Annotated in this window: 12 protein-coding genes, 3 pseudogenes and 1 riboswitch; all 15 genes and pseudogenes read right to left on the bottom strand. The window is 56.5% G+C overall.

Annotation, left to right across the window (positions count from 1 at the left end; translation table 11 throughout):
• Positions 1–28: 28 nt before the first annotated feature.
• Positions 29–136 (bottom strand): annotated as a pseudogene (locus T260_RS1000000140490) (ECF transporter S component); the annotation flags it as partial.
• Complete coding sequence (locus T260_RS130995; protein WP_011231740.1) at positions 133–711, bottom strand: cob(I)yrinic acid a,c-diamide adenosyltransferase; 579 nt, start codon at positions 709–711, stop codon at positions 133–135. The gene T260_RS130995 and the pseudogene T260_RS1000000140490, both read right to left, overlap by 4 nt.
• A 14-nt stretch (positions 712–725) precedes the next feature.
• Positions 726–1,142, bottom strand: a complete 417-nt coding sequence (locus T260_RS131000; protein ID WP_011231741.1) for a bifunctional adenosylcobinamide kinase/adenosylcobinamide-phosphate guanylyltransferase — start codon at positions 1,140–1,142, stop codon at positions 726–728.
• A complete protein-coding gene (locus tag T260_RS131005) occupies positions 1,094–1,726 on the bottom strand; it encodes a histidine phosphatase family protein (RefSeq protein ID WP_014196225.1) in 633 nt (210 codons plus the stop codon). Before T260_RS131005 ends, T260_RS131000 begins: the two co-directional genes overlap by 49 nt.
• On the bottom strand, positions 1,684–2,472 hold the full coding sequence (locus T260_RS131010; protein ID WP_011231743.1) for an adenosylcobinamide-GDP ribazoletransferase: 789 nt from the start codon (positions 2,470–2,472) through the stop codon (positions 1,684–1,686). Before T260_RS131010 ends, T260_RS131005 begins: the two co-directional genes overlap by 43 nt.
• Complete coding sequence (locus T260_RS131015; protein ID WP_011231744.1) at positions 2,469–3,026, bottom strand: bifunctional adenosylcobinamide kinase/adenosylcobinamide-phosphate guanylyltransferase; 558 nt, start codon at positions 3,024–3,026, stop codon at positions 2,469–2,471. Before T260_RS131015 ends, T260_RS131010 begins: the two co-directional genes overlap by 4 nt.
• Positions 3,023–4,093, bottom strand: coding sequence for a threonine-phosphate decarboxylase CobD (cobD, locus tag T260_RS131020; protein WP_011231745.1), 1,071 nt, complete (start codon positions 4,091–4,093; stop codon positions 3,023–3,025). Before cobD ends, T260_RS131015 begins: the two co-directional genes overlap by 4 nt.
• Positions 4,050–5,024 carry an adenosylcobinamide-phosphate synthase CbiB gene (gene cbiB / locus T260_RS131025; protein ID WP_011231746.1) on the bottom strand — a complete coding sequence of 325 codons (975 nt, stop codon included), beginning with the start codon at positions 5,022–5,024 and terminating at the stop codon, positions 4,050–4,052. The genes cobD and cbiB overlap by 44 nt, the downstream gene beginning before the upstream one ends.
• Positions 5,021–5,440 (bottom strand): annotated as a pseudogene (locus T260_RS1000000140955) (adenosylcobinamide amidohydrolase); the annotation flags it as partial. The gene cbiB and the pseudogene T260_RS1000000140955, both read right to left, overlap by 4 nt.
• A gap of 39 nt (positions 5,441–5,479) precedes the next feature.
• Positions 5,480–6,655: pseudogene (locus tag T260_RS131030) on the bottom strand (ATP-binding cassette domain-containing protein); the annotation flags it as partial.
• Entirely contained in the window at positions 6,652–7,707 is a 1,056-nt protein-coding gene (locus T260_RS131035) for a FecCD family ABC transporter permease (RefSeq protein ID WP_011231748.1), read from the bottom strand. The pseudogene T260_RS131030 and the gene T260_RS131035, both read right to left, overlap by 4 nt.
• Complete coding sequence (locus T260_RS131040; RefSeq protein WP_011231749.1) at positions 7,673–8,632, bottom strand: ABC transporter substrate-binding protein; 960 nt, start codon at positions 8,630–8,632, stop codon at positions 7,673–7,675. The genes T260_RS131035 and T260_RS131040 overlap by 35 nt, the downstream gene beginning before the upstream one ends.
• Before the next feature lie 141 nt (positions 8,633–8,773).
• Positions 8,774–8,972: riboswitch (cobalamin riboswitch) on the bottom strand.
• A 337-nt stretch (positions 8,973–9,309) separates the two neighbouring features.
• Positions 9,310–9,924: a PH domain-containing protein gene (locus T260_RS131045; RefSeq protein WP_020278285.1), complete on the bottom strand. Its 615-nt coding sequence runs from the start codon at positions 9,922–9,924 to the stop codon at positions 9,310–9,312.
• A gap of 184 nt (positions 9,925–10,108) precedes the next feature.
• Positions 10,109–11,473, bottom strand: a complete 1,365-nt coding sequence (locus T260_RS131050; RefSeq protein WP_011231751.1) for an APC family permease — start codon at positions 11,471–11,473, stop codon at positions 10,109–10,111.
• 13 nt (positions 11,474–11,486) lie between these two features.
• Positions 11,487–12,392, bottom strand: a complete 906-nt coding sequence (locus tag T260_RS131055) for an acetamidase/formamidase family protein (RefSeq protein WP_011231752.1) — start codon at positions 12,390–12,392, stop codon at positions 11,487–11,489.
• Positions 12,393–12,394 lie beyond the last annotated feature (2 nt).

The following is a 12,394-nucleotide window of genomic DNA, read 5'->3' as shown; positions in this document are numbered from 1 at the left end:
GTATTGTTCATCAAAACCGAGCCGAAAACGGTGCGCTGTCCAAAGCGATGCTGCCGACAAACGTCGGCAGCTTGATGAACGATCCGATCGCCGAAAGCGCCAAACAAACGGCCGTCCAAGCCAAGCGGCGGTTCATTGTTTCTCCTCCTTGTCGCGGAACACAATCGCGCTCCGTTCATACTCGATGTCCTTCACCCCTAAACGCGCGTTCACGACCCGGGCAGCGGCGAACAAATAATCGGACAGGCGGTTCATATATTTGAGCACAACATCGTTGATCGGCTCCGCTTTTTGCAAGGAAACGATGCACCGCTCCGCCCGTCTTGCCACCGTACGCGCCATATGGAGCGCCGCAGCCGCCTTGGAGCCGCCCGGCAAAATGAATTTTTGCAATGGCGGCGCTTCTTGCACGTGCGCATCAATGCGCTCTTCTAAAAATGTGACCATCGCCTCGGTCACCTTATACGGAAGCTTGCCGTTGACGATGGCCAGGTCGCCGCCGCAGTCAAACAGCTCGTGCTGGATTTTTTGCAGCTCAGCGCAAAGGTCGCGAAACCGTTCATCGCCGGCCAATAACGCAAGCGCCCATCCGATGAACGAATTCGCCTCGTCAATCGTTCCGTACGCCTCGACGCGCAAATGGTCTTTGTCCACGCGCCCGCCGACTAAACTCGTTTTCCCTTGGTCTCCTGTTCGCGTATACAATTTCACTGTTCCTCTCCCCCTTATTTCAATTGTTCCGCCAGTCCGCACCAAAGCCGGTCGACGCGGCAGCACAAGGAAGCTAGTCGCTGGTAGCACATTCCCACGGCGTCGCGCCAGCGCCGCTCTTGCGGATCAACCGGAACAACGCCTTGCGTCACATCGGTGCCGATCCAAACGACCGTGCGGTTAGGCGCTGCCGCTTCCCACCGCTGCCAAGCGCGGAAATAGGATTCCCACTCGTCTGGGTCCGGACGGGGGCGGATGGCGGCTTCCAACCCGTCAAAGACGACCGTTTTTGCCGTTTCGATGCCATCCGGCGGCCTATACGGCTCCACATAACCGTTATGCCATACAATATGAACTCCATCATTTATTCCATACCGTTCCCTCACCCATTTTCGTTTTCCTTGAAACGCACCACCGATAACGAAATGCACCGCTCTCCCCCTTTCCAACGCTCGATCGTCGATTCCAATGTATATCCGCCGGCAAATGGCACCTCCCATTCCCAAAACGAACGAGCATCGGGCGCATACTGCTCGAGCAGGAGGCGAATCGGGCCGCCATGGGTGATGACAGCCACATGACGGGCGCCCGCCCGCTCAGCGAAAGCAATCGTCTCCGCAAGCGCCTGTTTGATGCGCGCTTGAAAGTCGGCATAACGCTCCCCGCCGGGCGGCGCCGCAGAAAAGGGCGACGCAAGCCATTGGCGGTAGGCGGGCTCCGCTTCCAGCTCAGCAAACGTTTTTCCTTCCCAAGCGCCAAAGTGAAGCTCGCGCCAACGGCTGGTGCACCAATCTGCCCCGCGTCCGCCAAACAGCAAGGCGGCCGTTTCTCGACAGCGGTGAAGGTCGCTTGTAACCATGCAGTCGACCGGATACGGCCGCTCAAGCTGCAAGCGGCACAACCGATTGCGCTCCGCGGCCGCAAGCGGCGCGTCCGTCCAGCCGATATACGCCCGACGTCGGTTTTGTTCCGTCATCCCATGACGGATGAGTGTAAGAGCCAAATGACGCCCCATAGCACCGTCTCTCCTCCTTCGATCAGCGCGCCGAGCACATCACCGGTGATGCCGCCAAACTGTTTTTCCGCCCACGGCTTTGCCGCCGCCGCCAAAACGACAGCCGCTGCAGCCAGCGCCGCCCCTGTTTGCACCGAAATGGCGGTGGATGCACAAAGAAGCGAAAGCAATACAAAAGCGAGTCCAAGCGCCCAAATGGCATCACGCCATGAACTATATTCGCGAAGCGATGCAGCCATTCCTGTCGGCTTTGCCAGCTTGCCGACGGAAAGAAGCCAGGCAGCCCCGGCCCGCGACAACAGCGGAACGGCGGCGAACAGCGCCGGCGGAATGCCTGTCTGGAGCGATTCGTACAGAAACAGCCAACGAAATGACAACAAACAAATAAGCGACAACACCGCAAACGCGCCGACGCGCGGATCGGACATGATCTCTTGCCGCCGCTTGACGTCGCGGTACGAAAAAAACGCGTCGCTCACATCCATAAAGCCGTCAGCGTGCATCCCCCCGGCCATCCAAATGCCGAGCCAAAGAAGAAGAAGCGCCCAAACAAGCGGCGAGCTGAATGAAAACGTGGAAAAGAGTGCATACACTCCGGCCGAAAGCGCCCCGATCAGCGCCCCCGCAAGCGGCATACAGCGCACGAGCCAGCGGACATGGGCGGCGTTCCATGCGATCGAGCGCCGAATCGGGATCGTGGTAAACAGCTGCAGCGCCAACAACCATCCGTTCCATGCTTGCTTCATCCCGGCCACCGCCCTTTTTTCACGCGGAGAAGGCCGCATTCAACGACCGCGGCGGCCGCCGCTTCCGCGACCAACTGTTGGTGAAGCAAGCCAAGCGTTTTCATGTAGCGAAATGTGCCAGGATCATCCGGAACACCCCCGGCAAACAGCTCGTTCGATACAATCACGACCGCACGGCAGGCATCCGCCCACGCCCGCACTTCATCGAGCATGCGGCAAGCAACAGCTTGAGCGGTTGCGTCTGTTTTCCAATTTTCACCAAAGAACAGCTCGTGGGCGAGCCATGTGGTCAAGCAATCAAGCAGAACAACATCATCAGGGTGCAAGGAAGCGGCAATCTCCTGAGAAGAGAACGGGGCTTCCCACACTGTCCAATGCGCGGCCTGCGCCGCACGCCGCTCTTGATGACGGCGGATGCGCTCCGTCATTTCTTCATCCATTGCCTGCGCGGTGGCGATATAGTGAAGCCGACCGCCGCGAGAAAGCCGGATGGCGCATATTTCCGCCGCTTCACTTTTTCCGCTGCGCGCGGCGCCGCTGACAAACACCATCATCCGCTCCACCTCGCAAGCGCTTCAAGAAGCCGATCGTTTTCCACCTGCGTTTTGACCGCAAGCCGCACGTAACGTCCGTCCAGTCCAGGAAAATTCATTGTATGCCGCGGGACGATTCCTTGCTGCAATAAATAGAAAAACAAATCCTCTGTCCGTCCGGAGAGCGGACGCAGCAAGTAAAAATTGACGACCGACGGCGAGACGGCATACCGGCCGGCCGGCAGCGACCGAAACACGCGCTCCCGCTCGGCGGCGATCCGTTCTTTCGTCCACTTGACAAACGATTCCATCGCCATGAAACGAAGCGCCAATTGTTGGGCGATGCAGTTTGTGCTCCATGGCGGCTGATGCGTTTTCAGCGAAGCGATCACCGCCTCGTCGGCAGCGACATAACCAAGGCGCACGCCGGCCAGATGATGAATTTTCGTCAACGATCGAAGCACAATGAGGCGCGGATAGCGATCCAGCCAACGCATGGCTGTAAATCCGCCGCGCCAAAACGGATAGAACGCCTCATCCACCACGATATACGTCCCCGCTTGGTCCGCTGCAGCGACGAGCGAGCGGAGATCACGCTCCGGCATCACGGTTCCGGTCGGATTGTTCGGATGACAGAAAAAAACCGCGTCGCATTCCGCCGCCCATGCCGCCGCTTGGTCAATGTCGTACGAAAAACCGCGGCTTTCCTCTGCCAGCAAAGACTTGACTTCGCATCCGTAAGCAAGGCAGGCGCGCCGATACTCGGAAAACGTCGGCTCCAAGATGCCGACGCGCCGGCCGGCAAGCAGCGCGGCCAACAAATAAATCGCCTCCGCTGCCCCGTTCGTCACCAGCACTTGTCCGGGTCGAATCTGCTCCTGCTTGGCAACGAGCTCCCTGAGCGCCTTCGCTTCCGAATCCGGATACTCACCGGCCCAGCGAATCCATTCCTCGCCGTTCGGCCAAGCCGACGGCGGCAGGCGATATGGGTTCGTATTGACGCTGAAATCAATGTATTCGTCTGGAGGGGCCAATCCGCATTGCTCATACAACGCGAGCGGATTCGCCCCATGCGCCGGCCAACGCAACGATCATCCCCCCGATCCATAGCAGCAATAACGTAAAGGCGAGCACCGTTCTGATCATGATGCCGACCGCCTGGCGAATATGAACCGAGCGCAGCGGAACATCGGGATCGCCGAGTGTCGGCCGCTCAGAGACGACGCCGCCATATGTATTCGTCCCGCCCAGCTGCACCCCAAGCAATCCAGCCATCGCCGCCTCGAGCCAGCCGCTGTTCGGGCTTGGGTGGCGGCGGGCATCGCGAAACAAGATCGACAGCGCCAAACGAAGGCGGCGGCCGCCGCAAACCAACACCATCACGAGCGCCGTCAGCCGCGCCGGAATGTAGTTGAGCGCATCGTCCAGCCGGGCGGCCGCCCAGCCAAATTCGCGATACGTTTCATTTTTATAGCCGAGCATCGAATCGCACGTGTTCACTGCCCGGTACAGCATGGCAAGCGGCGCGCCGCCCAAGGCCGCGTAAAAGAGCGGAGCCGTGATGCCGTCGCTCGTATTTTCCGCCACCGTTTCGACGCAGGCGCGGGTGATGCCGGCCTCATCGAGCCGCTCGGTGTCGCGGCCAACGATCATCGACAGCGCCCGCCGCGCCTCGGGAAGATCGCCCGCTTCAAGCGGCCGGCGCACATCCTCAGCCGCTTCAGCGAGGCTTTTGGTCGCAATGGTGGTGAAAATGAGCGCCGCCTCGATCGCCACCCCCACGTATACGGACAGCGCGTAGCCCACATAAACGACCAACGCCGATACCCCGTAAACAGCGGCCAACACGACCGCCACGGCCGCCGCCCCTTTCGCCCGCCGCTTTGTTCCTTGATTCCAGCGGCGGTCAAGCCACGCAATCAGCGTTCCCATCCCGCGCACAGGGTGCGGCAGCCAGCGCGGGTCGCCAAGCAGCGCATCCAACAGCAAAGCCAACGTCATTGCCAGCAAATGCGTCATCGCCGCCCCCTCCGCCGCTTGTAGCGGTCAAGCGCCTCGATCGTCGCTTCATACACGAGCCGACCGATCGCGCGCCCGAGTTCCGTCGCCGTTCCGGCATAGGCAAACGTCCGCCCGGTTTGCGTCGCCGCCACGGCGAGCGAATCGGTCGACGTGCCGGTGGCAAGCGTCCCTGTTTCCAGGTCGCAAACCGAACAGTCGGCGAGCGCTTTTACCTTCGCTTCCGTCGCTGTCATCATCGCCTGGACAAACGCCGCTTCCGTCAGCACTCCGTCAATGACAATCACCATATTGATCGTTCCCGGCCTTGCCGCAAGCGGCTTATGCTGCCACGCCCGAGCGGCATCAACCGCATTGCCGACGCCAGCGGTCGTCATGATTGCAACCGAAAACGCTTCCCCTTCTTTCTGAAGCCANCCTATTTCTTCCAAAAGAGCGCCGAAAATCACCATATTGATCGTTCCCGGCCTTGCCGCAAGCGGCTTATGCTGCCACGCCCGAGCGGCATCAACCGCATTGCCGACGCCAGCGGTCGTCATGATTGCAACCGAAAACGCTTCCCCTTCTTTCTGAAGCCAAACGGCATCATGGACGTCAACCGCCGTCATCATGCCGATCGTTCGTTCCGGCGAAAACCCGTGCTGCTCCAAATAGCGGCGCATGTCTCCTTCCGCATCGCCGCAATCGTAATCCAACCCGACTTGGCGGTTGACAAAATGGGTCGCCCATTGAAACCCAGCGCCGATCAATGCCGAGGACAGGACGCGAAGCGGCTGGCAGGAGGCCAGAACAGCGGCGTCATCAAGAAAGGACAAACGCAGCCCGCCGGCCGACGATTCTTCTTGTTTCCCTTTCGGCACAAACGAAAACATCGGCTTTGCCGCCGCCGGATGAGCCAGACGCACAATCGGCGCGGCAAACACTTCCTCAAGCAGCGCCGGCGTCATCACATCTGTCGGCGTTCCAAGCGCCGCTGTTTTTCCTTCTTTTAACACAAGCACCCGGTCGCAATATAAGCTAGCGACGTTCATATCGTGAAAGACGGCGACGACCGTCAAATCGCGGGAGCGGGCAGCTTCCGCGAGCCGGTCCAAAAGCCGGACTTGGCCGCTCACATCCATATGGTTCGTCGGCTCATCCAGCAAGAGCAGCTGCGGCTTTTGGGCAAGCGCCCGCGCCAAATAGGCGCGCTGCCGCTCGCCGCCGCTTAGCCGCTCAAGCGGCTCATCGATTTTGTCAGCCAAGCCGACCGCACGAAGCGCTTCTTGAACCGCCGCTTCATCCTCTTTCGTCCACGTCGGAAACAAGCCGCGCTGATGGGCGTAGCGGCCGAGCGCCACCGTTTCTCTCACCGTATAGCCGGGCGCCGCCTCCGCCGTCTGCGGCAGGACAGCGGCAAACCGCGCCCATTGCTTCGCAGACAGCGCCAAAAGCGGCTGGCCATGAATCTTGATCTCACCGCTGGCAAGCGGAAGCTCTTTGCAAATGAGTTTCAGCAGCGTCGTTTTTCCGCTGCCGTTCGGCCCGACGATGCCAAACAGCTCCCCTTTTTCCACGGAAAACGTCACACGATCAAGCACTTGCTTTGGTCCATACCGATGCGATACGGCCCGCACCTCAAGCATCATCATCCCATCTTTCGCTTCATTTTTCGGAAAAACAAGACGGCAAATAGCGGGGCGCCGATCAGCGCGGTGATGACGCCGATCGGCAGTTCGCGCGGTTCAATGATCGTCCGCGCCGCCACATCGGCAAGCACAAGAAACGCACCGCCATACAAGAGAGACAGCGGCAGCAGCACCCGATAGTTTGGCCCGCACACAAGCCGAACCATATGCGGAACAACGAGCCCAACAAAACCGATCGTCCCGGACACCGACACCGCCGCGCCGGTGAGCAGCGCCGCCGCCGTCAAAATGATGACTTTTCGGCGCGTAACATCAACGCCGACATGAAGCGCCGCCGCCTCGCCAAAAGCAAACGCGTTCAACTCGCGGCCGTTGGCGAGAAGCACCGCCGCGCCGATGAGAAAAAACGGCAACAAAAGCCCGCTGTATTTCCAGCCGCGCATCGCGACGCTTCCCATCAGCCATGAGATGATTTGCCGCAATTCTTCCCCGGTCAAAGCGATCATCAGTGAAATGAAGGCGCTGAAAAACGCGCCGAAGATAATGCCGGCTAAAATGATCGTCTCAACCGACAGCTGCGGCTCAACCGCGCGAGTGAACGCCAAAACGGCGACAAGCGTCGCCATGCCGCATAAAATGCTCACGATCGGCAGCGTGAACGTGCCAAAGAGCGGCCATTGCCAGCCGAGAAAGATGACGAGCACCGCCCCGACCGAGGCGCCGGACGAGACGCCGAGCGTGTACGGATCGGCGAGCGCATTTTTCAGCAACCCTTGGAACGCCGCGCCAGCCAGCGCCAATGACGCCCCGACCAAAAAAGCGAGCACGACGCGCGGCAAGCGGATCGCCATCACGATCGGCACCCAATCGGCCGGAATGTCAGACGGAAGCGGCATACCAAACCATTCGGACGCAAGAATGCGAACAATAGAAGAAAAGGGAATCGACAGCGATCCTGTCGATATCCCTACGAGCAACGATAACATGGCCGCCGTGACGGCCAATATATACATCCACGTTTTACTTGAACACATCCGGGTAAACGGCTTTGGCAAGTTCCTCGACCCCTTCGACAAGGCGCGGACCCGGGCGGCTTACTAAGTCGGTGTTGACGTCATACACCCGCTTGTTTTTCACCGCCGGCACGTCTTTCCAAGCAGCGCGCGCAAACACTTGCTTCGCTCCGCCGTATGTCGTGATGATCACATCCGGCTTATAGGCCACTGCTTTTTCTTCCGTCACCATCGGCCAGCCTTCCAAGCTGCCGGCGACGTTTTTCGCTGAAATCACTTGAAGCATCTCATCCATAAACGTCCCTTTGCCGGCCGTATACAGCTGCGGCGGCGGCGACACTTCAATCCAGACGTTCGCTTGTTTGTCCGCCGGGATTTGTTTCGCTTTTTCTTGAATTTGCGCAAGCTTCTCTTTCATCTCATCAATCACTTGCTTCGCTTTGTCCGACGCCCCGGTCGCTTTGCCGATCAATTCGATGGACGCATACACATCGTCGAACGACTTCGCGTCATTCACGACAAGCACGGTGATGCCGGCGTCTTTCAATTGCTTGAGGCCATCGCGCGAGTTATGGGCGCTTGACGCGTGGGCCAAGACAAGATCCGGTTTGAGCGAAATGATTTTCTCGACGTTGAATTCCATGCCGCCGATTTTCGTTTTCGTTTTGACGTCTTCCGGGTAATTGTCAAAATCGCTGACGCCGACGATCTTATCGCCCAACCCCAACGCATAGGCGATTTCCGTATTGCTTGGGATGAGTGAGACGATCTTTTTCGGTTCCGCTTTGATCGTGACATCCTCGCCAAGCCCGTCTTTCACCGTCACCGGAAACGCCGCTTGTTCCGTTTTCGGTTCTTCTTTTTTCGCTGGCTGGGCGTTGCTATTGGCTCCACCGCTGCAGCCGACCAGCACGGCGGCCAGAAGGAAGAACACCGCCACCACCGCCGGCCATGTCCAACGTTTCATCCGTCATTCCCCCTTCAGTGATGTATGTACAATAAAAAACGCCCATTCCGCCTAAATCTGGGAATGAGCGCGAAACAGACCGCCAATGGGCACAACAATGCCCTATGCGACTGTTTCCGCGTCTCACCCCCCGAAGATTCGGAAACTGCGGCAAGCAAGGCAGGTCTACTGGCTCATGCTTCATCCTACTCTGAAGCCTTCCCGTACGGAAAACAGCGCAAGCCATCCGTCCGTACAGTGGCGATTTCATTTCGTCCGCATTGACAGTTGCGGGGACAGCTCCGGATTCCCACCGGATTCCCTATTAAGCCTTTTCGGCGCCTTGCTGCGAGTTGATTTAGTTATCGGATATGGACATTTTTATATTAAAGCAAGGCCTGGCATTTGACAACTGTGAATTTACAGTGGGCTGGCGGCAGGCGGTCATCGATCACTTTTGCGGTCAGGCAGCTCGGCTCCAGTGTCCGTGTTTTGTACGGAACGCCGCATGCGCCGTTGCATCGAGCTCCGCGATGTCAAATGCCGCCATGTTGCCTATTCATCGATTCCCACAAACCTCATCTTTTGAGTTTCTTCCGGCTGCGGAGAAACGTTCCTTTTCCATATGTCGCTAAAAAAATTAGGAAAGACGCCCCACCTCTGGCACGGCGTCTTTCCCCGATACAACCTTCATCTCGTCACTGTTGAATATATTTGTCAAACACAAACCCGAAATCCTTCACCGTATAGTTCTTTTTCGCTTCCGTCAGCCAGCAAAAAGCGTATTCATTCACGGCCTGAAAATCCGCCGACACATTGACGCCGTCGCCGCGCATGTTGGCAAACACCTTGACCGCCAGTTCCAAACTCCGCTCAGCATAGTGGAATTTCATTTCGTTTTCATGGCAAATCTCCGCGATCGCCAGCAGCGATTTATACAAATCTTTCAATTCCTCAATATGCTTTTTATGCACATCAATCGAATAGCAGTGCGACCCGATTTTAAATTTGATTTCCGCGTCCAAGTCGACCGTCCCGGCTGTTTCGAGCGACACGTCGGAAATCGGATGCTTATAGTAATCGTAGCGGCGCAGCGTCCGTTTTTTGCTCGCAGCGCTCGTGCCGTCCAGATGAATGAGCGCGCGGTTGGTGAAGCAATACTCATCCGATTTCGATTTGATAAGAAAATAGATTTTTTCTCCATCCTCGTGCATCACATAATCATCGGCATCTACTTTGTCATAGTCTTTCGGTTGAATAACCGAGCCGATGTCGCTTAGCCCAAGCACATCGGCGGCGACTTTTCCAAACATGCTCATGTTCGCCCGGCTCCTTCCATGTTTTATCGGCGCCCGCCTATTGCGGATGAACGGTGTTTTGCCTTAACAAGGCGCCGTACTCTCATTCGTAATACGTCGCGATCGAAAAAATGTTTCATCGTCGGCAAAAAACGAAAGACCCAACGCCTTTTATGACGGCGTCAGGCCTTACAAGCAACTACAGTTCCCCGCTTAGACGGGAGTCTTTGTTCGTGAGTCGCAAAAAGACCAGATAAACGAGTCCAATCGCGATCCAAATCAATCCTAGCTTTTTGCTGAGCGGGTCCAGATTCATCCATACATAGCCGATGATAACAAAACCGATGAGCGGAAACAAGAGATGATTAATATAATCGTTACTCTTTTGTTTGCGCAAGAAATAGTTCATCACCGACACATGCAAAAAGAGGAAAGCCGTCAGGGCGCCAAAGTTGACAAGCGAAGCGAGTTTATCAATTTGTGAGGCGAACACCGTCGTGACAATGAGCGAAATCACAGCGACAAGCAATGTGCTGACGTATGGCGTTTGAAATTTCGGATGCACTTTAGCCAGCACACTGGGCAGTTTACGGTCGCGACCCATGCTGTACAAAATGCGGGAGATGGCTGCTTGGGCGACGAGCGCGTTCGCGATCCCCCACGAAAGCGCGGTGGCGACGATCGTTGTCCATTTCAGCCATGGTCCGCCTGCCAGCTCCGCAATCTGATAAAACGCCACGTCCGCGTTTTTAAACGTCGTATAATCAGGCCAAATGAGAGCGGCGACCCATGTTTGCACGATGAAAAGCGCACCGACAACGAGCAAAGCGAAAATGATCGCTTTGCCGATCGATGATTTCCCGTCCCTTGTTTCCTCAGCCAGCGTCGACACCGCATCAAAACCAAGGAAGCTCAAGACGGCCACCGACACCGCCCCCATCACCGTCTCCGCGCTGAAATGATTAGGATCGTACAGCGGTTTGAACGTAAACTGCGCTCCATTGACACCTTTTATAATCGCAATAATTCCTGTGATCACAAACACTGCAAGGACGATGAGCTCTAAAACAACAATCACTTTGTTCGCTTTGGCCGTCATCTCGATCCCGAGAATATTAATGACCGTATTCATGGCAATAAACAGAACGAGCCACACGGAAATCGGCACTTGCGGCACAATATCGGCTAAGGCAGCAGCGCTGACCAAATAGAGAAGAGCCGGAACGAAAATGTAATCAAGCAAAATGACCCAGCCTGCCATAAAACCGACATATTCATTCATTCCCCGCTGGGCGTAGGAATACACGGAACCAGCGATTGGAAACGCCTCGGCCATTCTGGCGTAGCTCAAGGCGGTGAAAATCATCCCCACCATTCCGATTAAGTATGCTAAGGCGACCATCCCTTTTGACCCTTGCGCTACATACCCGTAAATGCCGAAAGGAGCGATCGGCACCATGAACACCATTCCGTAAATCAACAAATCAACAAATGTGAGCGACCGTTTTAATTCCTGTTTATAACCAAGCGACTCGACCGATGTGTTCGTTTCAAGTTGCGCCATCGCCGTTCCCTCCTCAATCCTCAAACAGGCGGATGCCATACGCTTCAAGCACAAATCGCGGTACAAAGAAACGCGCCGTGACGAGCGGGTCAACGACTTGGCTGATTTGTGTCTGACCGGCAGCGCTAAGCACCATCGTCAAATGGTTCAGCGTCAACGGAGTGTGCGGCAACAGCAAATTAACCATTTCCTCAACCGACTGTTTGACCGCCTCATCCAACGTTTTGGCCGAGACGATCGTCGCAATGCCATCATCGTTTTGCAACAGTGGATGGTTAAGCGAATATCCTTTCATCACCCGGACGGTGACCGTCACTTCCCCCGAAATTTCGATACCAGACACGCCGATTTCGCCGTCCCCCATCGCCGCATGCAAATCGCCTAATGCGAACAACGCCCCTTTGACAAAAACCGGGAAGTAAACGGTTGCCCCTGTTGTAATGAGCTTTGTATCCATATTGCCGCCATGCGGCCCGGGCGTCCCGCACGACACATCCTCACCGCTCGGCGCTACCCCGATGACGCCAATCATTGGATTTAATGGAATAGAAAGATGCTCGTCAAATACGGCCCGGTTTTCTTCTACTGGAATCATTTTTGCCTCAAACTGCGGAATCCGGTCGCCAAGCACCCCGAGCCCTGGGCCGACAGCCATGACCCCCTGTCCTTTGAGGCGAATCTGTTCAATTTTTACCGCTAAAATGTCACCGGGTTCCGCCCCTTCAATATAGATCGGTCCGGTCGCCGGATTGATATGATTCCAATCGATCGAGTCAAACGGCGTTTCGCTTGAAGTAATTTGATTTTGGAAACAGTCGTACGTTTCGATGACAAACGTTTCCCCTGACTGGACTGTTCGAACCGGTTGGTGGTTTTTGCTAAATGAATAAATGGCCGTTGTGCATGGAACAAATGACATGT

The sequence above is a fragment of the Geobacillus thermopakistaniensis genome (genome assembly GCF_000498995.1).
Classification (GTDB): Bacteria; Bacillota; Bacilli; order Bacillales; family Anoxybacillaceae; genus Geobacillus; species Geobacillus thermoleovorans.
Note: the sequence above shows the minus strand (reverse complement) of the source record. Positions and strands in the feature narration are given on the sequence as shown.